Here is a 26,157-nt window from a genome sequence, read left to right on the forward strand (position 1 = left end):
CCAAGGACCAGATATGACTTTTGACTATGACCTTTTCGTAATCGGCGGCGGCTCTGGCGGGGTGCGGGCCGCGCGCGTGGCGGCCGCGACCGGTGCCAAGGTCGCCTTGGCCGAGGAATTCCGCATGGGTGGCACTTGTGTCATCCGGGGCTGCGTGCCCAAGAAGCTGATGGTCTTCGCCTCGGGCTATTCCGAGATGTTCGCCGATGCCCGCGCCTATGGCTGGGATCTTACGGATGGGCCGTTCGACTGGCCACGGTTTCGCGCGAAACTGCATGACGAACTGGACCGTCTGGAAGGGATCTATCGCAAGCTGTTGGACAATTCCGGCGTCGAAATCTGCGATGCCCGCGCCAGTTTGAAGGATGCGCATACAGTGGCCTTGTCCAGCGGCCGGACGGTGACGGCGAAACATATCCTGATCGCCACCGGCGGCCGGCCTGTCGTGCCGGATATTCCTGGGGCAGAACTTGGCATCACCTCGAATGATATTTTCCTGCTGGATGAATTGCCCAAGTCGATCCTGATCATCGGCGGCGGGTATATCGCCTCGGAATTTGCGGGCATCCTGAACGGGCTGGGCGTGCAGGTTTCGCAATTCTATCGGGGCGCACAAATCCTGCGCGGCTTTGACGACGAGGCGCGCGGCCTTGTCGCCGAAGGCATGCGCGAAAAAGGCGTGAACCTGCATCTGGGCACCAATATCGTCGAAATGCGCGCCGCCACCGAAGAGGATCTGCAAAACAACGGGATCGGTGCCGCCGTCGAACAGGGCAAGCCTGTGTCCTTTCCCTCGGGCAAGCCGACCAAGGGGATCTGGGTCAAGGCGACCAATGGCACCGAGGCGATCTTTGACCAGGTCATGTTCGCCACCGGCCGCGCCCCCAATACCGAAAACATCGGGCTGGCCGAGGCGGGCGTGCAGATCGGGCGGCGCGGCGAAATCGTGGTGGATGCGTACAGCCAGACCGGCGTGCCTTCGATCTATGCGATCGGTGACGTGACCGACCGTGTCCAGCTGACCCCGGTGGCGATCCGCGAAGGCATGGCTTTCGTTGAAACCGTGTTCAAGGGCAATCCGACCAAGGTCGATCACAAGCTGATCCCCTCGGCGATCTTTACCCAGCCCGAAATGGGCACCATCGGCCTGACCGAGGAAGAGGCCCGCGACATCGAACCGGTCGAGATTTACTGCACCTCTTTCAAGCCGATGAACCATGCCTTTGCGGGCCGCACCGACCGTGTCATGATGAAACTGGTCGTCAGCAGCGCAACCCGCAAGGTGCTGGGCTGTCATATCGTCGCAGATCACGCGGGCGAAATGATTCAGCTGGCCGCGATCGCGATCAAGATGGGCGCCACAAAAGAGGACTTTGACCGCACTGTGGCCGTTCATCCGACCATGGCCGAGGAATTGGTCACCATGAAGGACCCGGTCCGCCGCGCTTGATTTTGCGGCGCCAGGACACACATGTCCAACAAGACCCCGGCGCGCCGGGATAGATGGAAAGGAAGCATAGGGAACCGATGGCAGGAAATTCAGGAGGCCCGTGGGGCGGTGGCGGCAATAAGGGCGGGAACGGCGATGACGACCGCAACCGTGGCGGCGGGCGCAGACCCGGCAATGACGGCCCCAATATCCCCGAAATCGACGAATTGGTGAACAAGGGCCGCGAACAGCTGCGCGTCCTGATGGGCGGCGGCGGCCGTGGTGGGTCGCGTGGTCCAGGTGGCGAAGGCGGCGGCGGGCAAGGTCCGCAACTGACACGCGGCACCGTTGGGTTGGGCCTGCTTGGCCTGGTGGCCCTGTGGCTTTTCGCCTCTTTCTATACGGTCCGCCCCGAAGAACGCTCTGTCGAATTGTTCCTGGGCAGCTATTACAAGACCGGTGAGCCGGGCTTGAACTTTGCCCCCTGGCCCGTCGTTACCCGCGAAGTGCTGGCCGTCTCGACCGAACGGACCATTGACGTGGGCGCAAGTGCCACGCGCCGCGATCCCGGCCTGATGCTGACCGGTGACGAAAATATCGTCGATATCGACTTCCAGATCGTCTGGAACATCATTGATCCGCAGCTGTACCTGTTCAGCCTGGCCGATCCGCCCCAGACCATCGCGGCGGTGTCTGAATCCGCGATGCGCGAAATCATCTCGCAATCGCAGCTTGCACCGATCCTGAACCGTGACCGTGGTGCGATTGCCGACCGTTTGCGTGACGATATTCAGGCATCGCTGGACAGCTTTGATTCCGGCGTGAACGTGATCCGCGTCAACTTTGACAAGGCCGACCCGCCAGAGCCCGTGATCGCGGCCTTCCGGCAGGTGCAGGATGCCCGTCAGGAACGCGACCGTCTGCAAAACGTGGCAGATGCCTATGCCAACCGCGTGGTTGCCGAAGCCCGCGGTCAATCGGCACAGGTGCTGGAACAGGCCGAAGGCTACCGCGCCCGCGTGGTCAACGAAGCCTTGGGTGAGGCCAGCCGCTTCTCGGCCATTCTGGCGGAATATGTGCAAGCGCCGGATGTAACGCGCAAGCGGATCTATCTGGAAACACTCGAAGGCGTTCTGGGCGATGTCGATATCATCATGATGGATGAAAACGCCGCTGGCGGCCAAGGCGTCGTGCCTTATCTGCCGCTGAACGAAATGCGGCGGACCCCCGCTGCGACAGGAGGTAACAACTGATGCGGAAAACAGCTCTTCTCATTCCCGCATTGGTGGTCATCATCGGCGTGGCCTTGTCTTCGATGTTTATCGTGGATGAACGCGAAAAGGCGCTGGTCTTGCAATTCGGCCAGATCGTCCGTGTCAAAGAAGACCCGGGCCTGGGCTTTAAAATCCCGCTGATCCAGGAAGTCGTGAAATACGACGACCGTATCCTCAGCCGTGATCTGGACCCGATCGAAGTCACCCCTGCCGATGACCGCCGTCTGGTTGTCGATGCCTTTGCGCGGTTCCGGATCGCGGATGTCGAACAATTCCGCCGCGCCGTGGGTGCCGGTGGCTTGCCGGCCGCGTCGCAGCGGCTGGACAGCATCCTGCGCGCTGGCACGCGCGAGGTATTGGGTTCGGTGTCATCCAATGACATCCTGTCCACCGACCGTGCCGCGCTGATGCTGCGCATCCGCAATGGCGCGATCACCGAGGCCCGTGCCTTGGGGCTGCAAGTGCTGGATGTGCGCCTGAAACGCACCGACCTGCCAGAGGCCAACCTGAACGCCACCTATGAGCGGATGAAGGCCGAACGCGAACGCGAAGCTGCCGATGAAATCGCCCGTGGCCGCGAAGCCGCCCAGCGTATTCAAGCGCAGGCCGACCGGACCGTGATCGAGCTGGTCTCCGAGGCGGAACGCGAAGCCCAGGTCATCCAGGGTGAGGCCGATGCGCTGCGCAACGAGATCTTTGCGACGGCCTTTGGTGCGGATCCGGAATTCTTTGAATTCTACCGCTCGATGACGGCCTATCAGCGCGCCTTGCAGGGTGGGAACACGATGATGGTGATGTCGCCTGAAAGCGAGTTCTTCAATTACCTGCGCTCGGCCCAGGGGGCGCAATCTTTGCGCGCCACGGCCAATGGCGCGGCGGGCGCTGCAGTGCAAAGCCTGCCCGCGATCGAGGACGAAACCGCCCTGCGCTGATCTTGCGCAGGCATATGCGATGGCAAAGGCCGGCCCCTGGGTCGGCCTTTTGCATGCGATCACTTGCCGGTGATGGGGATTGTGCTGATCCGTTGATGCGCTAACTTGGTGTTAGATATTTTGCGGGACATTGGTCCTGCCCATCCCCAAGGAGATGACCGTGCAAGCCAAGGCAATCGCTATCCACAAAAACCCGTATCCTATGCGCCGCATGGCGGTCGGATTTGTCAGCGCCGTTCTGCTGGCCCTGTCCGCCCTGGTCATGCAGGCGACCGCCGCGCTGTCACAGGACCGCCCGCCCAGCTTTGCCGATCTGGCCGAATTGGTCAGCCCCTCGGTGGTGAATATCACGACCAGCACGACCATCGCCGAACGCACCATGCCGCGCGGTGTCGTGCCCGAAGGATCCCCTTTCGAGGATTTCTTCAACAACGGCCCTCGCGGCGGGCCGCAGCGGTCATCTGCCTTGGGATCAGGCTTTGTGATTTCGCCCGATGGGTTCATCGTCACCAATAACCACGTCATCGAAGGCGCGGATGAGATCCTGATCGAATTCTATTCCGGTGTCGAATTGCCGGCCGAATTGATCGGCACCGACCCCAACACCGATATTGCCGTGCTCAAAGTGGATGCCAGTGATCTGCCATTCGTGGCCTTTGGCGACAGCAATGCCGAAGGGGCGCGGGTCGGGGACTGGGTCATGGCCATGGGCAACCCGCTGGGGCAGGGGTTTTCGGTCTCTGTCGGGATCGTCTCGGCGCGCAACCGGGCGCTGTCGGGCACCTATGATGATTACATCCAGACCGATGCTGCGATTAACCGTGGCAATTCAGGGGGGCCATTGTTCAACATGGATGGCCAGGTCATCGGCGTGAATACCGCGATCCTGTCGCCCACCGGCGGGTCGATCGGGATCGGCTTTGCGATGTCCTCTGAGGTGGTGGTCAATGTCGTCGATCAGTTGATCGAATTCGGGGAAACCCGCCGTGGCTGGCTGGGTGTGCGGATCCAGGATGTGACGCCCGACATGGTCTCGGCCATCGACGGGCTGGATGCGGCGCGCGGCGCGCTGGTCACGGATGTCCCCGCCGGACCGGCAGAGGAATCGGGCATGTTGTCAGGTGATGTCATCTTGATCTTCGACGGGATCGAGATCGAGGATACCCGCGAATTGGTCCGCATCGTCGGCAATTCGCCGGTCGGCAAGCAAGTGCCGGTCGAGGTGTTGCGCGATGGCGAGATCGCAGCATTGACCGTGGTGCTGGGACGGCGCGAAACATCAGAGGCCGTGGCCTTTCCCGCCGCCGCACCAGAGGCCCCTGCCACCGAACCCGATGAGGTGCTGGGCCTGACGCTGGAACCTGTCACCCCCGAATTGATGGAACAATTCTCGCTCAATATTGATCAGGGGCTGGTCATCACCGGCATCGCGCCTGACTCGGATGCCGCCTCCAAGGGTCTGATCGAAGGCGATGTGATCACCGAAGCCTCGCGCCAGCCTGTCGGCACCATCGCAGAGCTGGAAGAGCAGATCACCCTTGCGACCGAGGCCGGGCGCAGCTCGATCCTGATGCTGGTCCGGCGTGGCGGCGATCCGCGTTTCGTGGCGCTGGTGCTGGAACAGGAATAATCCTGGCGCGCAACATTGATCAAGGGCGGTCCTCCGAGGCCGCCCTTTGCCGTTTTGGGGGGCTTTTTGCACTGGTCCCAGCGCGATGCGTCATTTAGGAATGCGGGCACAGATCATGACAGCACAGGGGAAACGATAGAATGGCGAAAATCACTTATGTCGAACATGGCGGCAAGGAACATGTGGTTGATGTGGCCAATGGCCTGACCGTCATGGAAGGCGCGCGCGACAACGGCATTCCGGGGATCGAGGCCGATTGCGGCGGGGCCTGCGCCTGTTCGACCTGCCATGTCTATGTCGATGATGCCTGGGTGGACAAACTGCCCGCCAAGGACGCGATGGAAGATGATATGCTCGATTTCGCCTATCAGCCCGACCCTGTCAAATCGCGCCTGACCTGCCAGTTGAAGGTCAGCGATGCGCTTGATGGTCTGCGCGTGCAGATGCCTGAAAAGCAGATTTGATCAGCAGGCCTGCCCGCTGGCCTTGGCACCATGTCCGGGGCTGGCGCGGGCCGCGCTTTTGCCGCCGCCCGATCAGGCCAGCGCCGTGACCACCGCGATCAGCAGCGCCAGCTCTGCCCATTGTTGCGTGGCGCCCAGGATATCGCCGGTCTGCCCGCCGATCTTGGCCCGCGCGATCAGCGCCCAGAGGCACGCTGCGGCGGCTGCCACGATCACCAGCCCCAGATATCCCGTGACCAGCGCCAGACCCGCGCCGATGCCCACCGCGACCCAAGCGACGCGCGGCGCAGGGCGCCCGACCGCGCGGCTGAGCCCATCCTCGCGGGCATGGGGCAGGGCGGCCATGACGCCCACCATCGCCGCACGGCTGAGCGCCGCAATGACGACCAGCACCAGCGCAAAACCCCCCGCGCTGGCGATCATGCCCAGCGCTGTCCAGCGCAGCAAAAGCGTCAGCACCAGCGCGATCACGCCATAGGTGCCGATATGGCTGTCTTTCATGATCGCCAGCCTGCGCGTCTTGTCCCAACCACCCCATAGCCCGTCGATACTATCGGCAAGGCCATCCTCATGCATCGCGCCGGTGACGATGATCGCCAGCGCCAGCACCAACGCTGCGGTGATCGCGACCGGCACATCAAGCCATAGCAGCAGCCCCATGGCCAGCGCCTGCAGTCCCCCCAACACCACGCCCGCCAGCGGATAGGCCCAGACCGCCGCCGCCCCGCGCGCGGTCGCCGCTGCGCCATCCACCGGCACCGGCAGCCGCGTCAGCAGGCCCAGCGCCGCGGGCAGGTCGATGGCCGCAAACAGGCGATTGTCGGGATTGGTCACTGCTTTGCCCCTTGCGGCTCTTTTCATCTGTGCCCTGATCGTTAGACAGTCAGGGCAGATTACGCAACGAGGACCTTATGACCGCGCCATTCACCAGCCTTGCCGATTTTCGCAGCCTCTGTGCCGCGCTATCCACCCCCGATAAGGCCGCCATCGCCGGGGCCACCGCGCGCAATGCGCAGCTGACCAAGCCCCAAGGTGCCTTGGGCCGGCTCGAGGATCTGGCGATCTGGTATGCAGGCTGGCGCGCCGATCCGCGCCCCGCGATCCGCGCGCCGCAGGTCATCATCTTTGCTGGCAATCACGGGGTCTGCGCGCAGGGTGTTTCCGCCTTTCCGCCCGAAGTGACGGTGCAGATGGTCGCCAATTTCGAACATGGCGGTGCGGCGATCAACCAGCTGTCCAAGGCGGCGGGGGCGCGGATGGATGTGCATGCGCTGTCGCTTGCGACGCCCACGGCGGATTTCACCCTGGCCCCCGCCATGACCGAATCTGAATTGCTGGACGCTTTGCAAAAGGGCTGGAGCGCGGTTGATCCTCCGGCTGATCTGCTGGTCACCGGCGAGATGGGGATCGGCAATACCACATCGGCGGCGGCCCTTGCCGCGGCCTTGTTCGGCGGCACCGGTGCCGATTGGGCCGGGCGCGGCACTGGTGTCGATGATGCGGGCCTTGCGCGCAAGGTCGCGGCGGTGGATGCCGGGCTGGCCCTGCATGATCCGCGCGACCCTCTCGAGGCGCTGCGCTGTCTGGGTGGCCGCGAGATTGCCGCGATGGCAGGGGCTATGGCCGCCGCACGGGCGCTGCGGATCCCGGTGATCCTTGACGGGTTCATCTGTTCGGCAGCGGCGGGCGTGCTGCACCGGCTAAACCCTGCCGGGCTGGATCACGCCGTCGCCGGGCATCTGAGCCTGGAGGGCGCGCATCAGAGGCTGCTGGATGCTTTGGGCAAACAGCCGCTTTTGTCGCTGGGTCTGCGGCTGGGCGAAGGATCCGGGGCCGCGCTTGCGATCACCATCCTGCAAGGTGCTGTCGCCTGCCATTCCGGCATGGCCACATTCGCCGAAGCCGGTGTCAGCGACGCCTGATCCCGTCGCGCGGTCCTGATTGGCCGATGGCAATAGCGGATCAGCCCTGCGGGATCTGCAAGGCATAGGTGGTGCCGCGCTTGACATAGTTCAGCGCGTTTTCACCGATTGCCGTGACCTGGCCACCGTCCAATTCGCTGCCGACCTGCACCCGGACAAATTGCCCATTGCTTAACCGGACCAGCGCGCGCCTTGCGCTGGGTTGTCCGTAGACGCCGATCAGGTTGATCTCGCGCAGGCGGATCGCGCTGTCTTGCGTGGCGGCGCGGGTCACGCCACCGGGGACGGGTTCGTAATTCTGCGGGGCGACGGGGGCCGCGGCCTGCACCTGCTGCGGCGCCGGGGCTGCCGCGATTGCACCGGGCGTGGGCGTGGCGGCGGGCCGCTGGCTGCTGCGCGCGGCGGCCACGACGCGGTCGAAATTGGCGGGCCGGCGGGTCGGCCGCAAGGATGTCGCCACCGCAAAGGCCGAGCCTGTGGCCCGCATATCCGGCGCGGCCAGCGCGATGCCGCCCAGAACGGCCTCGATCTCGCTGGCGCTATTGGCGACATCGGGCAGGGCGGGTCGTGCTCTTGGGCGGATCGCACCGGGGGGCGGCGTCAGATCGTCAACCGCAGTCGCGCCGCTGGCCCCCGGCTGCAACCCGGCAAGGGATACCCCGCCCGGTGTCGTCTGGTCCAATGTGGCAGGCCGCAGGGGTGGAACCACGGGCGGCGGCCCGGGGATCACGGTGATCTCAACCTCGGCTGATGTTGTAGCGGGATCCACGGGCCGCGCAGGCCGCGCGCGAAACGGCAGGTCCGGCAGCCCCGCGTAAACCACCGCACCTTCGGGGGTCAGCGCGCCTTCGGGAGTGGCGCGCACAAAACCTTCGGCATCAAGATCGAACAATGTGTCAGCCGCAGGCGGGATCGCCAGCGGCACAAAGGCCAGATCGGTGGCCAGCGCCGCGCTTGTCGGCAGGCGTGGTGCGGCCAGCGGTGCGGCGGCGGGGGGCGTGTCCGGCCAGATCACATCCGCGGTCGTGACGGCAGAGGGCAGATCGACAAAACGCGGTGGCCGCTGCCAGACGCCGGTCGCGGCATAGACGGCCTGCGCCTCATCCGGGGTCAGCACGCGCCCTGTTGCCGGCGCAGAGCTGATTTGCGGCACAAGGTCGGGGCTGTCGGCCACATCGGGCGTCAATGGCCCAGGCGGCGGGCTGGCGGCAAAGGCGGTTTCGCTATCAGGCAAGCGTTGCGCTGCGAGCGGCTGATCGCGGCCCGGATCGGGCGGCGTGATCGCGATATCAAGCTGCGCAGATGTGGGCGGCGCGGCCTGCGCTAGTTCGGTGACCGGCAGGGGCGCGTCAACCGGCGCGGGACCGGATTGCAGCCACCAGATCAGGCCCAAAGCGGCAAGGCTGGCAGCAATCGCGCCCGGCAGCGCATAGGCGGGGCGGCGCAAACGGGCCTGCGACACCGCAGCCATTACCCCGCCCAGCACCACCGGCCGGGTCGATCCGGGTGCGGCCACGGCGATCAGCGGCACCTCGGTCTGGGTGGTGGGCGCGTCATAGTGCGGGATGATCCGGTCAAGATGGCGCGGCGCTGCGGGGGGGATGTCGGAGAGAACGATCCGCGCAGGCACAGGCATGACAGGCACAGGCACCAAAGGCGCAGATTGCCGTGGCGGGTGATATTCGCCGATGATCCGGTCAACCCGCAGCGCGGGGACAGGCCGGTCAGCCTGCGCCGGATGCGTCTTGGCCTGCGTGCTGGGCAATTGCACGGGCTGGCTGTCGCGGGTGACGATGATGCCGGGGCCAAGGGCGCGGGCGGCCATGGTGGTCGGACCAAAGAAGATTTCCTGCGCAAAGGTGCCGGGGGACGGCACCGCGACAAAGGCAACAGGGTTGAACCCATGCGCCGCGGCGAAATCTTCGGCCTCGCGCAGGGTTTCTTGTGCGACGGCGGCAATATGGGTGCGCCCGTTGCTGCGTTCGAAATCAATCGCCAGCGCGTCCAGCGCATAGGGTGTGGCCCCGTCCAGCGCAGCGGTGATATCGGCCAAGCTGGTCTGCGCCGTATCAAGCGCCAGATATTTCACCTGTTCCATCGGGATCAAAAGCTTGGTGAAAAACCCCTCTGGCGCCAGCGCCTGCCCTGTGGCGCGCAGATCGGCCAGTGCTGCGGCGATATCGCTGGCCCCCAGTGATGCCGTGCCGACATGCCGCCAGCCATCATCATTGCGTTGCAGCAGATCAATGCCTGCAAGGGAAAGCGAAAGGGCAAAATCGGGTGTCATATACCGCGTCTAGCAGGTTGAAGGCCGCATCTGAACGCCATTGCGCAGATCCCGAAATCCTAAAGCAAAAACCCGCCCAAGCCAAGGGCATGGACGGGTTTTGCGCCAGAAGTAGGCCCGCGCAGGTGGCCCTGGCGGCTGGCCTTAGCCGACGGCTTTGGTCAAGGCCTGATCCAGATCGGCGATCAAATCGCGGGCATCCTCGATCCCGATGGACAGGCGCACGATATTCGGCCCGGCCCCTGCGGCCTTTTGCTGGTCAGCGGTCAGCTGCCGATGCGTTGTGCTGGCGGAATGGATCACCAGCGACCGGGTGTCGCCAAGGTTAGCCACATGGCTAAATATTTCCAGGCTGTCGACCAGCTTGACGCAGGCGTCATAGCCGCCCTTGACCGCGATGGTGAACAAGGCACCCGCACCCTTGGGGCAGATCTTGGGGACCAGATGCGCATAGGGCGAGCTATCCAGCCCGGCATAGGTCACATCATCAATGCGCGGATCATCTTGCAGCCATTTGGCGATGGTCTGTGCATTCTGCACATGCCGGTCCATGCGCAAAGACAGCGTCTCGATCCCCATCAGCGTGTAATGCGCGGCCTGCGGGTTCATCGTCATCCCCAGATCACGCAGCCCGATGGCGATGCCGTGAAAGGTAAAGGCCAGCGGGCCAAAGGTTTCCGCGAATGTCAGCCCGTGATAGGCGGGTTCGGGCTGTGACAGGGACGGGAATTTGTCATTGGCGCGCCAGTCGAATTTGCCGCTATCCACGACGCAGCCCCCCGTCACAGTGCCATTGCCGGTCAGGTATTTCGTGGTCGAATGCACGACCAGCGTCGCGCCATGTTCGATCGGGCGGCACAGATAGGGGGTCGCGCTGGTATTATCCACGATCAGCGGAATACCCGCCGCATCCGAGATCGCGGAAATCGCGTCCAGATCGGTGATATGCCCGCCGGGATTGGCGATGGCTTCGCAGAATACGGCGCGGGTATCATCGTCGATGGCGGCGGCAACGGCGGCGTGATCATCGAAATCGACGAATTTGGCCGACCAGCCAAAGCGTTTGATCGTCTGGCTGAATTGCGTGACCGTGCCACCATAAAGCCGGCTTGACGCCACGATATTGCGCCCCGGCTGCATCAGCGGAAACAGCGCCATGATCTGGGCCGCGTGACCCGACGAACAGCAGACCCCGCCAACACCGCCTTCGAGCGTGGCGATACGTTCCTGCAAGGCCGCGACCGTGGGATTGGTCAGGCGCGAATAGATATAGCCGACCTCTTGCAGGTTAAACAGCGCCGCCGCATGTTCGGCGTCGCGGAAGACATAGGCGGTGGTCTGGTAGATCGGCACCTGCCGCGCGCCGGTGGCCGGATCGGGGCGCGCGCCCGCATGGACCTGCAATGTGTCGAAACCGTAGCTGGGGGCGTCTGTCATCATCTCTCTCCCTTTGGATCATCTGCCGCAGGTGTAGGGGCAAAGCGGCGGGCAAACAACATGGCAGCGCAGGAAAAGACCGGTGCTGCGCGGCAAAACTTACGGCTTGGACTTTGCGGGACAGAATGTGTAAATCATCCGCGCAGAACCCAAGGAGACGCCCATGCCCGTGCCATTCCATTTCGCCTATCACGTCACCGATCTGGACGAGGCCCGCGCATTCTATACCGGTGCGCTGGGCGCTGTCGAAGGCCGGTCCACCGAGACATGGGTCGATTTCGACTTTTTCGGCCATCAGCTCAGCCTGCATCTGGGCGCACCTTTCGCCAATGCGCCGACCGGCAAAGTGGGCGATCACATGGTGCCGATGCCCCATTTCGGCGTGGTGCTGCCGCTGGATGAATGGACCGCGCTTGCCGGTCGTCTGGAAGACCGGCAGACCGATTTTATCCTGGCCCCCTCGGTCCGCTTCAAGGGCGAGCCAGGCGAACAATGGACCATGTTTTTCCGTGATCCTTCGGGCAATCCAATCGAGATCAAGGGCTTTGCCGCCGAAAGCGGTGTTTTCGCCGCCTGATCCGGCCTTGCAGGCGCGCTGGCCGCAGGGAACATGCAGCGATGCGACGGGTTAAAGCGGTGGTGTCACCTCTTTGAACGGATGCGCGCATGTTGCACGATATCGGGTCCACGATCATGGCCGAATTCGGGGATCTGCCGGATATTGCGGCGATCACGGTCATTACGCTGCGCTTGTTGACGGCGGCCGCATTGGGCGGCGTGCTGGGCTATGACCGCGAACGCAAGGCGCGCAGCGCCGGGGTGCGCACGCATATGCTGGTCGCGGTGGGCGCGGCCTTATTCGTGATCGGGCCGATACAGGCGGGGATGCCGATCGAACAGGTCTCGCGCGTTCTGCAAGGCATTGTCCAAGGCATCGGGTTTCTGGGGGCAGGGGCCATCATCGTGCGCAGATCGCGCCACGAGGTCGAAGGCCTGACGACCGCCGCCAGTATCTGGGCCACGGCGGGGATCGGTGTGATCGTGGGCCTTGGCCTCGAGGCGACGGCCATCCTGACAACCGCTGTCGTGCTGGCGATCCTTGTGGTGATGCCGTTTCTTGTGCCGCAATGCGCGCCCGGCGATACCGATATCGACGATCCGCGCAGCTGAACAGGCGCCGACCGATCAGGGCGCGGGTCTGTCCTGCACGGTCTGGTCTTCATCCTCGACCACGACGCGTGGATCATCCACCGCCTCCTGCGTCAGCACCCCTGACAAGATCAAGACCAGCACCAGCAACAAAAACCCGATGGGGATCATCGCATAGATCAGGCTGCGCGGCATTGCGCGGGTGGATTTGGGATCTTGTGTCATGCTGGCGGCTCCTTCGTGTGTCTGGGTGTGTCTCTGGGGCTCAACGCGGCCATCTGTGCTGGGTTCCGGGCTTGGGCTGGAACTATCGCGCGAGTGGGCGCGTTTGTGCAGGACGGGGCACCCAAGCCGCCCCCGCAGCACAGGAAGCCGTCGATGGACAGGATTTACTGCGGCCCGCCGCCGCTCCCCGATCAGCTATGGTCCAGCTGGAACCTTGATCCGCCATTGCTGCTGGCCTTGGCGCTGATGGGCTGGCTGCTGCGGCGCGATCTGGCAGGGCTGCTGGCGGTTGCGGTGCTGATCCTGGCCTTTGTCTCGCCGCTTTGCGCGCTGTCCTCGGCGCTGTTTTCGGCGCGGGTGGTGCATCATGTGTTGCTGGTCGCGGTTGCGGCACCGCTTTTGGCCTGGGGGCTGCGCGCCCAAACGGCAGGCGGGCCGGCGCTGCCCTTGGCGGTGGCGAGCGTGATCTTATGGGCATGGCATCTGCCCGCCGCCTATGATGCCGCGCTGTCGCATGTCGGAGTGTACTGGCTGATGCAGATCACCCTGCTGGCAAGCGCGGTCTGGTTCTGGCGCGCGGCTTTTGCGCGCAACGGGGCGCCGGTGCTGCAACTGGCCGCGATCATCGCCAATTTCGCGCAGATGGGGATGCTGGGCGCGATCCTGACTTTCGCGCCAGCCGCGCTTTATGCGGCCCATGCCATCGCGCCGTTTGACTGGGGTATCAGCGCGCTGCGCGACCAGCAGCTGGGCGGGCTGATCATGTGGGTGCCTGCGGGGCTGCCCTATGCGGTGGCCGCCGTGACGCTGGCGCGCCAAAGCTGGACCCGGCTGCGGGGGGATCTGTCGTGGTAGAATGGATCACGCCTCTGGTGCCGCTCTTCAAGGCGGTGCATATCGCGGCGCTGCTGATCTGGTGCAGCGGGTTGCTGATCCTGCCGATCATGCTGGCGCGCCATGAACCGGCCATCGGGCCGGATGATTACATCCATATCCGCCGCGCCGCCCATCTGACCTATACGCTTTGCGTCACACCTGCGGCGGTGGTGGCGGTGATCGCGGGCACCTGGCTGATCTTTCTGCGCGAGGTCTTTGTGCCCTGGTTCTATGCCAAGATGGTCTTTGTGGCGCTGCTGGTCGCGCTGCATGCCTGGATCGGGCATGTGCTGGTGCTGACGGCCGAAAAACCCGGCACGCACCGCCCACCCCATCCCGCCTATGGGGTGGGCGGCGTTTTATGCGTGGCGGTGGTGATCCTTGGTCTGGTGCTGGCCAAACCTGCCGCCGATTGGGTCAGCATGCCGCAATGGCTGCTGGTGCCGCGCGGTCACGATTTTCCCTTCGAGGTGCCCAGTTGATAATCAAAGACAAGCTTGCCCCCATGCCATCCCGTGAACATGACCATCAGCACGCTCAGCCCCGACAAAAGCAGCCCATAGGGCAGCACGGCGGCTTCATAGCCCGACAGCCGATGCCCCCAATTCGCCCCCAGGATCGCCAGCAGCGTGACCGCGATGATGAAATGCGTCCAGGCGGGCGCGCGGGCGCGGATCCCCGAGACCAGCAGCAATTCCGCCGCCCCCGACAAGCCAGCGATCATCCCCAGCACAAAGCCGGTGCCCGCCGCCCAGACAGCGGCGCGCGCCCAGAACAGATCGCCCGTGATCCAGTAAAAGACATCCGCACCCAAGGTGCAAAAGGTCAGCGCGACCGGGAAAGCGACGCTCATCGCGTGGATCGGATGTCCCGCCAAGGCCATCCGCGATTCCGTCTTGTTGAAATCCGGCATTTCCCCGATCGGGTCGATCAACGCGTCGGATTCAGTCTCGACTTTTTCTTCAGGCATGGGGGGCTGGCTCCTCGTTTTGTGATATTGGCAACAACGCTTTTGGCGCTGAATGGTTGCGCGGGCGACATGTCGACCCTCGATGCAGCAGGGCCTGCGGCGTGGGCCATCGCCGCGCTGTGGTGGGCCATGCTGATCGGATCGGTGCTGATCTTTGCGCTGGTCATGGGCTTGGTGGCGCTGGCTTTCTGGCGGCGCAGGCCCGCCGCACCCGGCGATGAGGATCGCCAGCTGCGGGTCTGGATCATCGGCTTTGGCCTTGGTTTTCCGATGATCGTGCTGGCGATCTTGCTGGGCTTTGGGCTGGTGATCGGTGAACGGCTTTTGCCGCGCGATGACGGCAATGTCGTGCAGGTCGGCGCGCAGGGGCAGCGCTGGGTCTGGACCTTTACCTATCAGGATGCGCCGGGGCAGATGACACAGGATATCTTGCACATTCCCGCAGGCCGGCCGGTCGATGTCGCGGTTACCACGGCGGATGTGATCCATAGTTTCTGGGTGCCGCGCCTTGCAGGCAAGCGCGACGCCATCCCCGGCCGCGCCAATCTGCTGCGGATCGAGGCCGATGCGCCGGGCGATTACCAAGGTCTGAGCGCGGAATTCAGCGGCACGAATTATGCCGGTTTCGGCTTTACCGTCCGGGCGCATGACGCCGCAGGCTGGGCCGCTTTCATCGCAGGAGGCACCCAATGAATGTCGTTGCACGCCATCGCAGGCTTGATGCGATCTGGGCCTCGCAAAAGGGGTTTCGCGGCTGGTTTTCCACCGTGAACCATAGCGATCTGGGGCGGATGTTCCTTGTCACCTCGTTTTTCTTTTTCATCGTGGGGGGCATCCTTGCGATGCTGATCCGCGCGCAGCTGGCCAGCCCGCATGCGGCCTTTGCCGGGCCAGAGATCTATAACCAGATCTTTACCATGCACGGGACGATCATGATGTTCCTCTTCGCGATCCCCGCATTCGAGGGGCTGGCGATCTATCTTTTGCCCAAGATCCTTGGCACCCGCGATCTGGCCTTTCCGCGCCTGACGGCTTACGGCTATTGGTGTTACGTCTTCGGCGGGTCGATGCTGCTGGTGGCGATGCTGCTGGGGCTTGCGCCCGACAGCGGCTGGTTCATGTATACGCCGCTGTCCAATGCGATCTATGCGTCCGGCATCAACACCGATTTCTGGCTGATCGGGATCACCTTTGTCGAGATTTCGGCCATCGCGGCAGCGGCTGAAATCTGTGTGTCGATCCTGAAATTCCGCGCCCCCGGCATGACGCTGGCGAAAATGCCGATCTTTGCCTGGTATGCGCTGGTCACGGCACTGATGATCCTGACGGGGTTCCCGCCGCTGATCCTTGGCTCGATCCTGTTAGAGGTGGAACGCGCCTTTGGCTTTCCGTTCTTTCAGGTCGACCTGGGCGGAGACAGCCTGCTGTGGCAGCATCTGTTCTGGCTGTTCGGCCATCCCGAGGTCTATATCATCTTTCTGCCTGCGGCTGGCATCGTATCCACCGTGCTGCCGGTGATGTGCCGCACGACGCTGATCGGCTATGGCTGGATCGTGGCGGCGATTGTGGCACTGGCGTTTTTGTCCTTCGGGCTCTGGGTGCATCACATGTTCACCACGGGCATTCCGCATATGGCGCTGGCCTTCTTTTCGGCAGCGTCAACGCTGGTGGCGGTGCCGACGGCGGTGCAGATTTTCGCCTGGATCGGCACGATGTGGAAAGGCCGGCCCGAATTGCATATGCCGATGCTGCATATCATGGGCTTTTTCGCGACTTTCGTGATCGGCGGGCTGACCGGCGTCATGGTGGCGATGGTGCCGTTCAACTGGCAGGTCCATGACACGGCCTTTATCACCGCGCATCTGCATTATGTGCTGTTTGGCGGTTTCGTCTTTCCGGTCTTCGCGGGGATTTATTACTGGCTGCCGCATGTGACCGGGCGCAAGCGGTTCTTTCGCTTGGGCGAATTTGCGTTCTGGCTGATCTTTGCAGGCTTTCACGTCACGTTTTTCGCGATGCATTGGGTGGGGCTTTTAGGCCAGCGCCGCCGGATCGACAGCTATACCCCCGAGGATGGCTGGACCCTGATCAATCTGATTTCATCCGTCGGCAGTTTCGTTCTGTCCATCGGGATCGCCATGGTCCTGCTGGATGTGATCCTGCATGTCTGGTCGCAGCGCAGGATTAGGCGTAATCCCTGGCAGGCAGGCACGCTGGACTGGGCGACACTGACGCCCGCGCCATCCTATAATTTCGCCAGCCTGCCGCATGTGACCAGCCGCGACCCGCTGGCAGATGATCCGGACCTGCCGGTCAGTCTGGCGCAGGGCAAAGGCTATCTGGGCACACCCCGCCATCATTGGCGCGAGACCTTGATGGTCGATGTCGCCACAGGCCGCCCCGAAGCGCATGTGATCTATCCCGCCAATACCCGCCTGCCGATTGTGATGTCGGCGGTGACGGGTATCTTCTTTCTGGGGCTTTTGCTGAAAACCTATTGGATGGTCCCGATCGGGATCGTCGGGGTGGCGGCGCTGGCGCTGCACTGGGTCTGGGTTACCGGGCGCAAGGATGATCCGGGCGCGCAGGATGTGGGGCAGGGCGTGACCTTGCCACATACCAGCGCCACCGACCGCGCGCCGGGCTGGTGGGGCTCGCTGTTTTTGCTGGTGGCCAATGCCACCTTGTTTGGCTGTCTGCTGTTCGGTTTCGGCTTTTTATGGACCGTCGCCCCCGGCTGGCCGCCTGCCGTCCGGTTTGTGCCGTCCTTCATCGAACTTGGCGTGGGCGTGGCGGGCGCGCTGGGCACGGCACTTGCGCTGCGGCTGGCGCTGGCAGCGGTGCGCAACGCGCGCGCGACCCTGCCTGCGCTGGGCATCGCCTTGACCGGCGCGCTGGTTTTCGGGGCCTGCTGCGCCATCATGCTGTGGCGCATGCCGCCGCCCGTGGACCATGCCTATGCCGCGACCTTGTTCGTGCTGGGCAGCTACGGGCTGTTCCACGCGGGGCTGATGGTGCTGATGACCGGCCATCTGATCGCGCGGGTGACGCAGGGCTATATCTCGCCCGTCCGCCGGTCGGAATTTGCGGTGGTCAGTCTTTGGGCCGATTACCTCGCCATCAGCGGATCGCTGGTGCTGCTGGTCGGGCATCTGTCGGGGCTGACGCTATGATGGATCTGCTGCGTATCCTGATCGCCCCGCTGGTCTGGCTGGCCGCGTTCAGCGCCATTTACGCGCTGCACGGGGTGATCTGCGGTTTCGGTATCGCGGGCAGCCTTTTTGGGCTGTCGCTGGCGCGCGGGCTGCTGGTGGCGGCCTTTGCGCTGGCGATCATGGCGCAGGTCGCGCTGTTATGGCTGTTAGCGCAGGCGCGGTTCCGCTCTGACGCGCAGTTCGTCAATGTCACGGCGCGCGCGACGGCCTGGGTTGGTCTGGTCGCGACCCTCTGGACCCTGTCGCCCATCGTGCTGACCAGCGCTTGCATCTAGGCTGCGATCCGGTCCGGAACATTCCCCGCGCGCGCCGGTTGATCCTTTATCGCAACCAAGAGGACAAAAGCCATGGCTGACCCTATGAACACCGAGACGCGGTCGCTGGCCGAAAATGCCGATTCCATCGACGAGACGCATCGTCTGATCGCATCCAACAAGGTGGAAGGCACGCATGTCTATAATCACGACGGCGAAAACATCGGCAGCATCTATAATTTCATGGTCGATAAACACAGCGGCAAGGTTTCTTATGCCGTGATGTCATTTGGCGGCTTTCTGGGGCTGGGCGAACGCTATCATCCGCTGCCTTGGGATACGCTGACCTTCGATCCCGATCTGGGTGGCTATATCGTCAATGTCACCCGCGAACAGCTGGACCAGGCCCCAAGCTATGCGCCCGATGAAGACCCCTGGCAGGACCCCGGCTATGGGCGCAATGTCTATGGCTATTACGGCGTGCCCTATGTCTGATGGGGCAGGCGGGCGCGCTGGTGCCCGCTGATCCACCCAGGCCAACCCCGCCCACCGTGGCGGGGTGTTTTCGTTTTCAAACTGCACAAATGATAGGCGATCACCGCGATCCGGCATCGCCTTGGCCCGCAAGGCCGGGGTTTGCCCGCGATCCGGGGTGGTGAACTGGACCTCTGGCCCCCGCCCATGTTACGCCCTGTTGCAGGGGCAAAGACTGGCCGGTGCCCATAGCGCCGTGATGTCCTGGCCCTTTTGCGGATGGCCGGTGACGGTGACAATGCCGGGGATGATGCCAGACAGGGTGCCAGACAGGGTGCCAGACAGGGTGCCAGACAGGGTGCCAGACAGGGTGCCAGTCACGGTGACATTGATTGGCCTTTGACGGGATCGCGTGCAGGGCGCGCAACCAAGCGCCCTTTGGCGCGTTGATCCGGTGCCGCAACAGATTACAAAGGACTGCATGTGACTGAAATTCTTCAGCCTTCGCTGGTATTGGCGCCGGCCCGCACCGCGTTTTTCCTCGATGTGGACGGGACATTGGCCGAGATCGTCGCCGATCCGCAACAGGCGCGTGTCGCGCCGCCGGTGCGCGATGTGCTGCACAGGCTGGCGCTGGGGACCGGCGATGCGCTGGCGCTGGTCTCGGGGCGGTCGCTGGCGCAGATCGACAGGATGCTGGCCCCGCTGATATTGCCCGCCGTGGGGGTGCATGGGCTGGAACGGCGGCTGCAGGACGGGGCCGTGACGCGGTTTGACTATGACGCGCAGGCCCATGCCGGGCTGGTCGCCGCAGTGACCGATTTCGCGGCCCGCCATGACGGGCTGGAGCCCGACCCCAAGCCCGGCGCAGTCGCTTTGCATTACCGCAAGCGGCCCGCGCTTGCAGCGCAATGTCACGCCTTCATGCAGGGCCTTTGCGAGGCCGATCCGGCGCTGTCGCTGCTGTCTGGCAAGATGGTGCTGGAATTGATCTATGGCCGCCAGACCAAGGGCGAGGCGGTGCAAAGCCTGATGCAGCAGCCGCCTTTTGCCGGGCGCATCCCGTTTTTCGCAGGCGATGACGTCACGGACGAGACCGGCTTTGCCGCCGTCAACCGCATGGGCGGCCTATCGGTCAAGGTCGGTGAGGGGGCGACAGCCGCGCGCTATCGCGTGGCGGATATCGCCGCGCTGGTCCATTGCCTTGATCTGGCGGCGCGACAGGGCGCACCGCAGCGGGAACAATCACAACGCAGGGATGTTTCATGAGACAGAGAAATCGCAAGACAGGGTGTGCCGCATGACCATTCAATCCCCTCCGCCCCGGATCAACCTTGGCCAAGGCTTGCGCAAGGATGCCGATGACGACCCGTCGTCTTCGCAGGGCAGCGGCAAGCAGCGGCTTGTCGTGGTGTCCAACCGTGTTGCCGATCTCAGCGCGCAGGTGCAGACCGGCGGTCTGGCCGTGGGTCTGGCCGATGCGGTGCGCAAACGCGGCGGGATCTGGTTTGGCTGGAACGGCGACCGCAAAGGCCAGACCGGCGACCCTGTCACGATCAGCGAACACGGGCCTGTCACCTGTGTCGGCATCCCGATCACCCCCGCCGATTTCACCGAATATTATTCCGATTATTCCAACAGCGTGCTTTGGCCCTTGTTTCACTACCGGCTGGATCTGGTCCATATCACCGCGACGGCCTTTGACGGCTATATGCGCGTGAACGAGGCTTTTGCCCGCCAGCTTTTGCCGATGCTGCAGCCTGATGATATCATCTGGATTCACGATTACCACCTGATCCCGCTGGCCGGTATCCTGCGCCGGATGGGCTGTCGCCAGCGGATCGGCTTCTTTTTGCACATCCCGCTGCCGCCGCCCGAACTGTTGTCGGCAACGCCACATCATCTTGAATTGATGCGCGGTTTTCTGGATTACGACCTGCTGGGGTTCCAGACCCAGACCGATGCCAATAACCTGAAATCCTATATGGCGGCCCATGCGCCCGAGATCCGCGTGGCGGCGGATCATTTGCAGGCCAAGGATCGCCAAGTGCGGGTCGGCCGCTATCCGATCGGCATCGATGCGGCCGAATTCACCCGTCTTGCCAGTGCCGAGCGCGCGGAATCCGTGCCGCCCACGCCGGTCGGGGCCGCGCGGATGCAGCGGATCATCGGGGTCGACCGGCTGGATTATTCCAAAGGCCTGCCCGAACGGTTCCGCGCCTTCGATACGTTGCTGCATCAGCATCCGGACCTGTCCAAACATGTCAATTTCGTGCAGGTCGCGCCACCCTCGCGCGGCGAGGTGGATGCCTATGCCGATATCCGCGCCGAGCTGGAACAGATGGCCGGGGCGGTGAACGGACGGCTGGCCGATCTGGATTGGACGCCGCTGCAATATATCTGCCGCCCCTTGCCGCGCGACGTGCTGGCCCCCTTGATGCGCAACAGCGATATCGGCTTTGTCACGCCTTTGCGCGACGGGATGAACCTTGTCGCCAAGGAATTCGTCGCAGCCCAGGACCCCGAAGACCCCGGCGTGCTGATCCTGTCGCAATTCGCCGGTGCCGCCGAGGAAATGCAAGATGCGTTGATCGTCAATCCCTATGATGTCGAGGATATGGCCGAGGCGCTCTATCGTGGGTTGACTATGCCGCTGGATGAAAGGCGCGCGCGCCATGCGGCCTTGCTGCATAATGTCACCACCTGCGGGGCCAAGGATTGGGCGGCGGCCTTTCTGGCCGATCTGGCCCCTGCGCGCTGACCCGGCCAGCCCGTCAAATGAACCGTCAAGCGCCAGTTATTTGCCGGACCGCAAGCGTGATCACGGCGGCATAAGGTACCAGCGCGATGACAAATAACCGCCCGTCGCGCACCAGCAGCGACAGCGCCAGCAAAAACACGCCCGTCGCCACGATGGACGAGGTGAAGGGGATGAATTCCAGAAATGGCATGACCATCCCCGACAACAGGCACAGCCCCTGCGGCAGCCAGATGATCGGCCGTTTGAACAGCAGATGCCAGCGCCGCCGCGTGTGCCGGTCGATCCAAGCGACGAAAGGCTGAAGCTTACGCAACGCCTTGTCCAGCTTGTGCGCATCGACGCTGCGCGATGCGATGAAACCGGGCAGGCGGATGCCGTCGCGGTTCAGCAGCATATAGACCGATACAATCGTGATGATCACCCCCGCCGTGGCCGAAAAGCCGGGCAGGCCCGACAGCGGCGACATCGTCAGCAAGGCCGGGACCAATAGAAACGGGATGATCCCGCGCCCGCCGATTGCGGCCATGGCATCCGCGATTGACACGCTGTCCTGCGCGGTGGTGGCGCGAAGCCGGTCAATCAGATCGCCCAGTTTGTGGTCTTCGCCCTTGGCCATGTCGCCTGCCTTTGCGCCTGTGGTTGTGCGGGTCAACCCCTTACCACGGGCGCGGTTCCGGTCAAGACGACCGCCCCGCCCCCTATGATTGCCCCAATATTCAGCCGCGTGATCAATGGAACAAGCCCGCCTTGCGCGTTGTTGTCTGTGCATTACCAGACCGAAAGGAAAGCTGTCATGTCATCTTCTTCTGACGATCACGACACTGCGGCCAATGACAAGCTGCGCCATCCCGCGCCCGATGTCATCGACCAGCGCCAGCAACAGATCGACCCCGCAGGCACGCATCGCGCCGATGTGAACCCGCCCTCTGCCGCTGGGATGAAACAGCCCGGCGGGGCAGGGGGCGGCGGGCTGGCGCAAAGCCGCAGGGGCGATGCGCCATCCTATCCGCGCCCGCCTTTTCCCGAACAGACCCAGCCGCTGCCCGGCAGTTTCGCCGCGATGGAACCGCGCCCTGATCATGGCGAGACATCATGGCACGGGTCCGGGCGGTTGCAGCGCCGTGTCGCGCTGATCACCGGCGGCGATAGCGGGATCGGGCGCGCCGTCGCCATCGCCTATGCCCGCGAAGGGGCCGATGTCGCGATCAGCTATCTGAGTGAGACCGAGGATGCCAAGGATACCGAACGCCTGATCCTTGAATGCGGCCAGCAATGTCTGTTGCTGCCGGGCGATATTTCTGACCCCGCCCATTGCCGCGCGATCGTCGCCGATGTGGTCGAGGAATTCGGCCGGATCGATATTCTGGTCAATAACGCCGCCCATCAGCAGACCTTTGACGCGATCGACGAGATCACCGATAGCGAATGGCAGCGCACCTTTGCCGTCAATATCCATGCGATGTTCTATCTGGCCAAGGCCGCTGTGCCGCATATGAAAAAGGGCGGCTCGATCATCAACACCGCCTCGATCAATTCCGACCAGCCCAGCCCGGCGCTGCTGGCCTATGCAGCCACCAAGGGGGCGATCCAGAATTTCACGATGGGGCTGGCGCAGATGCTGGCGGATCAGGAGATCCGCGTGAATTGCGTGGCCCCCGGACCGGTCTGGACCCCGCTGATCCCCGGCAGCTTTGATGGTGAAAAAGTATCGCAATTCGGGGCCAATTACCCGATGCAGCGGCCTGCGCAGCCGGTCGAGCTGGCCTCGGCCTATGTGATGCTGGCGGAACCGATGTCGAGCTATGTCTCTGGCGCGACCATCGCTGTTACCGGCGGCAAGCCGATGATCTGACCAAAAAGGCACCCGCCCGGATCGGGGCGGGTGCTGGGCTTAGGGATAAAGCACGATCAGCACGGCCAGTGCCACCAATGCCAGCACCGCAACCATCGTCAATGCGGCATTGCTGGGCCGCGACGGGGCGATCTTTGGCTCTGGCTGCGCGCCGGGATGGACCCCGGTCCCGGGATGGGCCGCGGGATGGGCGCTGTCCACACCGGGCACATGCACTGCCTCCTGATCATCGTGGCCGTCATCATCAGCATCATCGCGGCGATGTTCCTGTTGCTGCGCCATGCGCAGCTGCGCGGGGCTGGCGGGGGTGCCTGCGGCCTCGTCGTCAGTGCCAAGCGGGGCGGCTGCGGGATCGGGATAGGCGACCTTGTCGCGGCCTTCGCCGGCATCCAGATCGGCGCGCAGACGCGCGGCATTCTGGGCTTTATCCGTTGGATCTGCCATTTAAGCCTCCTTCATGTGATGCGGTTTCAACCCGCCGCAAAGGGCTTTGTTCCGCGCGCCAAAGGCACCGCAGCGCAGCATCAGTCAAAGGTGATATGCTTGCGCACACCGCGTTTATCGGGGCTGTCGTCTGTGGCTGCGGGGACATGCCAGGCGTGATGCGACCCGCCCTGGGGCTGCGCCCATATCGCCGCGCTTTCAAGGTCGAGCGCGATCAGCATCAAGGCGGGATCATCCTTGCCATCCACGAAATGATCTGCGGCCGATGTCTGCCACAGGGCGTCAAGAACGGCTTTGTCCTGGCGCTGCGCAATCGGGCCGGACATGCAGGCATAAAAATCCTGCGCGCCTGAGATGATGACAAAATGCGCAACGCTGTCAGGGTGCAGCGCCTTGGCAAGATCAGTGTCGCTGGTGGTAAGAAACCACAGACAGCCAGCCTTGGCATCGACATGATGCGCCATCGGCTGCATATGCTGCCCGCTGCCGGTGATGCCCAGCATCCCGGCCTCGACCTGGGTGAGTTCGTGCCACAATGTGTCCTTGGGGTCGCTGCTTGCGCGGTCTAGATCGGTCATCTGCTTGCCTCCTTGGGGTCATAAACTGTCGTCATCAAGGTTTGCCACAGCGACGATACTGGCCAAGGTGCCGAACAGAACCGCGCCTTGCACGAAGAACAGCAAGGTGGGCCAGCTGCTGTCATGGGCATGCAGCATGGTGCCGATACGGCCCGTATCGGTGCGGATCAACACAAGCCCAAAGGCGCAGCCCGCGACGGCACCGCGCATGAAATAGGTGATCAAAAAGCGCATCACCCGTGGCAGGGCTTCCCATTTGCGTCCGACCATCACCAGCATCCTTTCGCTATGGTCCTTGGGGCTTAACGCGGCGGGCAGGGGGATGTTCCGCAGCGCGGCAGGCGCAAAAAGGGGGAACTTCCCCCCCGCCTGCGGGTTGGGGGGATGAGTGGCGCGCATGTGTCAACCGGACGTGATGGCATGAAGAACAAGGATGGTTTTTCCGGTTTCACGCCTTGGCCGAAGACAGCGCAATGGCTGCGATGTTTCGGAAAGCTTCTGTCCCATCCATGTGCGCCGCTCGTCTTTGCCAAGCTGAAAAAGGCACCCCTGCGCTGGCAAGGGTGCCCTTTTTTCATGGCGATGACAGCGGATCAGTTGTCGCTGTCGGTCGCGTCATCGGCGTCTGTATCATCGCTGTCTGTATCATCGGCGTCCGAGGCGTCCGACTGGGCCTCGGCATCCACGACCAGCGTGACGCTGCCATCGCCGGTTTGATCCATCAGCGCTGCGACCACATCCTCGTTGGCATAGCCCTCTTGGTCCAGCGCCCCGCGCAGGGCCTCGTTCTGTGCGATCGCGCGGCGCAGATTGTCGCGGTCATTGTCGAAATTGACCATGGCCTGATCCAGCATCGGTGCTGCGGGATCATCGGCATCGGCCAATGCGGATAGGGTGACGATGGTCACGTCGCTATCCTCGGGCAGGTCCGAGAAGGCGGATTCCCAATCCACATCTGCCGCCGAGGGCAGGCTTAGCTGTGCGATGATCACAAAGAAATCCATGTTTTCGCGATCAGCGCGGCGATCCGACGCCGTGTCAGTATCGTCGCCAGTATCATCGCCAGTGGCGTTGCCAGTAGCGTTGCCAGCATCGTCGCCCGCATCATTGCTGTCGGTCTCATCGGCCTGATCGCCCGGCATCGGCGCGGGCATGATGTCGCTGGGCGAGGATCCCGGCAGCGGGGTTGGCTCGCTCGTCTGGCCTATGGCCATGGGCGATGTGGTGGCCATCAGAAAAGCGGCAAGTAGCAATCCATTCGTCTTGGTCATGTCAGTCTCTCCTTGGTTCGGGGGATCATGTGGTCCCGCGCCTAGAAACCTGCGCAGGGCCGGGCAGTTCCCGCGATCGGGCGCTGCAGGACAGATATCGCCGATGCCGCCAGCTTGCGCGGCAGGCGGGAACATCGCGCAAGCCATCAGGTTGAGGGGCACCGGGCGCAGGCAATCCCGCCCGCGCCGTTGAAACGAAAAGGTGGACAAACATGGGTCTGTTTACAAAAGACATCCAATCGATGGACGATCTCTATCTGCACACGCTCGAAGACATCTATTACGCCGAACAGCAGATCGAAAAAGCGCTGCCCAAGATGATCGACAAAGCATCCTCGGATACGCTGCGTCAGGCGTTCGACGCCCATTTGCACGAAACCAAGGAACAGATCGCGCGGCTGGAACAGGTCTTTGCCGAACTTGGCCAGCAGCCTAAAGGCGTGACCTGTCCGGCCATTGACGGGATCATCAAGGAAGCCAACGAGATTTCCAAGGAAATCGGCGATGCGCAGGTGCTGGATGCCGCCCTGGCCGCTGCCGCGCAGGCGGTCGAGCATTACGAGATCACCCGCTACGGGACGCTGATTGCCTGGTCAAAAGAACTAGGCCACACATCCTGCGCCGATATCCTGCAACAGACGCTGTCCGAAGAAGAGGCGACAGATGAAAAGTTGACAAAGATCGCAACCGCACGGCTGAATCCCGCCGCCTGA

General features: G+C 63.4%; 29 protein-coding genes. 18 read left to right on the plus strand and 11 right to left on the minus strand.

Annotation, left to right across the window (positions count from 1 at the left end):
- The first annotated feature begins 13 nt into the window (after positions 1–13).
- The 5 genes from gor to LOKVESSMR4R_RS04575 all read left to right on the plus strand — a co-directional run bounded on the left by gor (position 14) and on the right by LOKVESSMR4R_RS04575 (position 5,729).
- Positions 14–1,450: a glutathione-disulfide reductase gene (gor, locus tag LOKVESSMR4R_RS04555; protein WP_087206505.1), complete on the plus strand. Its 1,437-nt coding sequence runs from the start codon at positions 14–16 to the stop codon at positions 1,448–1,450.
- Between the two features lie 77 nt (positions 1,451–1,527).
- Positions 1,528–2,682 (plus strand): FtsH protease activity modulator HflK, encoded by a 1,155-nt coding sequence (gene hflK, locus LOKVESSMR4R_RS04560; RefSeq protein WP_087206506.1) that lies wholly within the window; start codon positions 1,528–1,530, stop codon positions 2,680–2,682.
- Positions 2,682–3,635: a protease modulator HflC gene (hflC, locus tag LOKVESSMR4R_RS04565; RefSeq protein ID WP_087206507.1), complete on the plus strand. Its 954-nt coding sequence runs from the start codon at positions 2,682–2,684 to the stop codon at positions 3,633–3,635. Before hflK ends, hflC begins: the two co-directional genes overlap by 1 nt.
- Positions 3,636–3,846: 211 nt before the next feature.
- A complete protein-coding gene (locus LOKVESSMR4R_RS04570) occupies positions 3,847–5,265 on the plus strand; it encodes a Do family serine endopeptidase (RefSeq protein WP_420645902.1) in 1,419 nt (472 codons plus the stop codon).
- 140 nt (positions 5,266–5,405) lie between these two features.
- Positions 5,406–5,729: a 2Fe-2S iron-sulfur cluster-binding protein gene (locus LOKVESSMR4R_RS04575; protein ID WP_087206508.1), complete on the plus strand. Its 324-nt coding sequence runs from the start codon at positions 5,406–5,408 to the stop codon at positions 5,727–5,729.
- A 72-nt stretch (positions 5,730–5,801) separates the two neighbouring features.
- On the opposite strand, the gene cobS is transcribed toward LOKVESSMR4R_RS04575, so the two are convergent.
- Positions 5,802–6,590: an adenosylcobinamide-GDP ribazoletransferase gene (gene cobS, locus LOKVESSMR4R_RS04580; protein WP_087206509.1), complete on the minus strand. Its 789-nt coding sequence runs from the start codon at positions 6,588–6,590 to the stop codon at positions 5,802–5,804.
- A 50-nt stretch (positions 6,591–6,640) separates the two neighbouring features.
- Between cobS and cobT the strand changes: the two genes are divergently transcribed.
- Positions 6,641–7,651, plus strand: coding sequence for a nicotinate-nucleotide--dimethylbenzimidazole phosphoribosyltransferase (cobT, locus tag LOKVESSMR4R_RS04585; protein WP_087206510.1), 1,011 nt, complete (start codon positions 6,641–6,643; stop codon positions 7,649–7,651).
- 40 nt (positions 7,652–7,691) lie between these two features.
- Here cobT and LOKVESSMR4R_RS04590 read toward each other — a convergent pair whose 3' ends face one another.
- Together LOKVESSMR4R_RS04590 and LOKVESSMR4R_RS04595 are read right to left on the minus strand one after the other, a co-directional pair.
- Complete coding sequence (locus LOKVESSMR4R_RS04590; RefSeq protein WP_087206511.1) at positions 7,692–9,938, minus strand: hypothetical protein; 2,247 nt, start codon at positions 9,936–9,938, stop codon at positions 7,692–7,694.
- A gap of 144 nt (positions 9,939–10,082) precedes the next feature.
- Positions 10,083–11,375 carry an O-acetylhomoserine aminocarboxypropyltransferase/cysteine synthase family protein gene (locus LOKVESSMR4R_RS04595; RefSeq protein ID WP_087212603.1) on the minus strand — a complete coding sequence of 431 codons (1,293 nt, stop codon included), beginning with the start codon at positions 11,373–11,375 and terminating at the stop codon, positions 10,083–10,085.
- A gap of 163 nt (positions 11,376–11,538) precedes the next feature.
- Between LOKVESSMR4R_RS04595 and LOKVESSMR4R_RS04600 the strand changes: the two genes are divergently transcribed.
- Together LOKVESSMR4R_RS04600 and LOKVESSMR4R_RS04605 are read left to right on the plus strand one after the other, a co-directional pair.
- Positions 11,539–11,952 carry a VOC family protein gene (locus LOKVESSMR4R_RS04600; protein WP_087206512.1) on the plus strand — a complete coding sequence of 138 codons (414 nt, stop codon included), beginning with the start codon at positions 11,539–11,541 and terminating at the stop codon, positions 11,950–11,952.
- An 89-nt stretch (positions 11,953–12,041) separates the two neighbouring features.
- Positions 12,042–12,545, plus strand: a complete 504-nt coding sequence (locus tag LOKVESSMR4R_RS04605; RefSeq protein WP_087206513.1) for an MgtC/SapB family protein — start codon at positions 12,042–12,044, stop codon at positions 12,543–12,545.
- 15 nt (positions 12,546–12,560) lie between these two features.
- Here LOKVESSMR4R_RS04605 and LOKVESSMR4R_RS20065 read toward each other — a convergent pair whose 3' ends face one another.
- Positions 12,561–12,749 carry a hypothetical protein gene (locus LOKVESSMR4R_RS20065; protein WP_157898131.1) on the minus strand — a complete coding sequence of 63 codons (189 nt, stop codon included), beginning with the start codon at positions 12,747–12,749 and terminating at the stop codon, positions 12,561–12,563.
- 153 nt (positions 12,750–12,902) lie between these two features.
- On the opposite strand from LOKVESSMR4R_RS20065, the gene LOKVESSMR4R_RS04610 reads away from it, so the two are divergent.
- Together LOKVESSMR4R_RS04610 and LOKVESSMR4R_RS04615 are read left to right on the plus strand one after the other, a co-directional pair.
- On the plus strand, positions 12,903–13,604 hold the full coding sequence (locus tag LOKVESSMR4R_RS04610; RefSeq protein ID WP_087212605.1) for a cytochrome c oxidase assembly protein: 702 nt from the start codon (positions 12,903–12,905) through the stop codon (positions 13,602–13,604).
- Positions 13,598–14,107: a CopD family protein gene (locus tag LOKVESSMR4R_RS04615; RefSeq protein ID WP_087206514.1), complete on the plus strand. Its 510-nt coding sequence runs from the start codon at positions 13,598–13,600 to the stop codon at positions 14,105–14,107. The genes LOKVESSMR4R_RS04610 and LOKVESSMR4R_RS04615 overlap by 7 nt, the downstream gene beginning before the upstream one ends.
- Here LOKVESSMR4R_RS04615 and LOKVESSMR4R_RS04620 read toward each other — a convergent pair.
- On the minus strand, positions 14,077–14,595 hold the full coding sequence (locus LOKVESSMR4R_RS04620) for a DUF2231 domain-containing protein (RefSeq protein WP_087206515.1): 519 nt from the start codon (positions 14,593–14,595) through the stop codon (positions 14,077–14,079). The two genes, LOKVESSMR4R_RS04615 and LOKVESSMR4R_RS04620, sit on opposite strands and share 31 nt — an antisense overlap.
- A 69-nt stretch (positions 14,596–14,664) precedes the next feature.
- On the opposite strand from LOKVESSMR4R_RS04620, the gene LOKVESSMR4R_RS04625 reads away from it, so the two are divergent.
- The 4 genes from LOKVESSMR4R_RS04625 to LOKVESSMR4R_RS04640 all read left to right on the plus strand — a co-directional run bounded on the left by LOKVESSMR4R_RS04625 (position 14,665) and on the right by LOKVESSMR4R_RS04640 (position 18,559).
- A complete protein-coding gene (locus LOKVESSMR4R_RS04625; protein ID WP_237331902.1) occupies positions 14,665–15,288 on the plus strand; it encodes a cytochrome c oxidase subunit II in 624 nt (207 codons plus the stop codon).
- Complete coding sequence (gene ctaD / locus LOKVESSMR4R_RS04630) at positions 15,285–17,768, plus strand: cytochrome c oxidase subunit I (RefSeq protein ID WP_087206517.1); 2,484 nt, start codon at positions 15,285–15,287, stop codon at positions 17,766–17,768. The genes LOKVESSMR4R_RS04625 and ctaD overlap by 4 nt, the downstream gene beginning before the upstream one ends.
- Positions 17,765–18,085, plus strand: a complete 321-nt coding sequence (locus tag LOKVESSMR4R_RS04635; RefSeq protein ID WP_087206518.1) for a hypothetical protein — start codon at positions 17,765–17,767, stop codon at positions 18,083–18,085. The genes ctaD and LOKVESSMR4R_RS04635 overlap by 4 nt, the downstream gene beginning before the upstream one ends.
- A 72-nt stretch (positions 18,086–18,157) precedes the next feature.
- Positions 18,158–18,559 carry a PRC-barrel domain-containing protein gene (locus LOKVESSMR4R_RS04640; protein ID WP_087206519.1) on the plus strand — a complete coding sequence of 134 codons (402 nt, stop codon included), beginning with the start codon at positions 18,158–18,160 and terminating at the stop codon, positions 18,557–18,559.
- 189 nt (positions 18,560–18,748) lie between these two features.
- Here LOKVESSMR4R_RS04640 and LOKVESSMR4R_RS20070 read toward each other — a convergent pair whose 3' ends face one another.
- Complete coding sequence (locus LOKVESSMR4R_RS20070; RefSeq protein ID WP_157898132.1) at positions 18,749–18,919, minus strand: hypothetical protein; 171 nt, start codon at positions 18,917–18,919, stop codon at positions 18,749–18,751.
- A 102-nt stretch (positions 18,920–19,021) separates the two neighbouring features.
- On the opposite strand from LOKVESSMR4R_RS20070, the gene otsB reads away from it, so the two are divergent.
- A complete protein-coding gene (gene otsB, locus LOKVESSMR4R_RS04650; RefSeq protein WP_157898133.1) occupies positions 19,022–19,807 on the plus strand; it encodes a trehalose-phosphatase in 786 nt (261 codons plus the stop codon).
- 31 nt (positions 19,808–19,838) lie between these two features.
- Positions 19,839–21,299: an alpha,alpha-trehalose-phosphate synthase (UDP-forming) gene (locus LOKVESSMR4R_RS04655; RefSeq protein ID WP_157898134.1), complete on the plus strand. Its 1,461-nt coding sequence runs from the start codon at positions 19,839–19,841 to the stop codon at positions 21,297–21,299.
- Between the two features lie 25 nt (positions 21,300–21,324).
- Here LOKVESSMR4R_RS04655 and LOKVESSMR4R_RS04660 read toward each other — a convergent pair whose 3' ends face one another.
- Entirely contained in the window at positions 21,325–21,915 is a 591-nt protein-coding gene (locus tag LOKVESSMR4R_RS04660) for an exopolysaccharide biosynthesis protein (RefSeq protein ID WP_087212607.1), read from the minus strand.
- A gap of 354 nt (positions 21,916–22,269) precedes the next feature.
- Here LOKVESSMR4R_RS04660 and LOKVESSMR4R_RS04665 point away from each other — a divergent pair, with 354 nt between their 5' ends.
- Positions 22,270–23,151: a glucose 1-dehydrogenase gene (locus tag LOKVESSMR4R_RS04665; protein WP_420645908.1), complete on the plus strand. Its 882-nt coding sequence runs from the start codon at positions 22,270–22,272 to the stop codon at positions 23,149–23,151.
- Between the two features lie 39 nt (positions 23,152–23,190).
- Here the strand turns inward: LOKVESSMR4R_RS04665 and LOKVESSMR4R_RS20075 are convergent, their stop codons facing one another.
- The 4 genes from LOKVESSMR4R_RS20075 to LOKVESSMR4R_RS04685 form a co-directional block, all read right to left on the minus strand.
- The gene (locus tag LOKVESSMR4R_RS20075; protein ID WP_157898135.1) at positions 23,191–23,595 is read right to left on the minus strand and encodes a hypothetical protein; all 405 of its coding nucleotides are present in this window, start codon (positions 23,593–23,595) and stop codon (positions 23,191–23,193) included.
- Between the two features lie 80 nt (positions 23,596–23,675).
- Entirely contained in the window at positions 23,676–24,173 is a 498-nt protein-coding gene (locus LOKVESSMR4R_RS04675; RefSeq protein ID WP_087206523.1) for a pyridoxamine 5'-phosphate oxidase family protein, read from the minus strand.
- Positions 24,174–24,191: 18 nt separating this feature from the next.
- On the minus strand, positions 24,192–24,443 hold the full coding sequence (locus LOKVESSMR4R_RS04680; RefSeq protein ID WP_157898136.1) for a hypothetical protein: 252 nt from the start codon (positions 24,441–24,443) through the stop codon (positions 24,192–24,194).
- A 323-nt stretch (positions 24,444–24,766) separates the two neighbouring features.
- The gene (locus tag LOKVESSMR4R_RS04685) at positions 24,767–25,444 is read right to left on the minus strand and encodes a hypothetical protein (protein ID WP_157898137.1); all 678 of its coding nucleotides are present in this window, start codon (positions 25,442–25,444) and stop codon (positions 24,767–24,769) included.
- A gap of 212 nt (positions 25,445–25,656) precedes the next feature.
- Between LOKVESSMR4R_RS04685 and LOKVESSMR4R_RS04690 the strand changes: the two genes are divergently transcribed.
- Positions 25,657–26,157: a ferritin-like domain-containing protein gene (locus LOKVESSMR4R_RS04690; RefSeq protein WP_087206526.1), complete on the plus strand. Its 501-nt coding sequence runs from the start codon at positions 25,657–25,659 to the stop codon at positions 26,155–26,157.

The organism is Yoonia vestfoldensis (genome assembly GCF_002158905.1).
GTDB classification, from domain to species: domain Bacteria; phylum Pseudomonadota; class Alphaproteobacteria; order Rhodobacterales; family Rhodobacteraceae; genus Yoonia; species Yoonia vestfoldensis_B.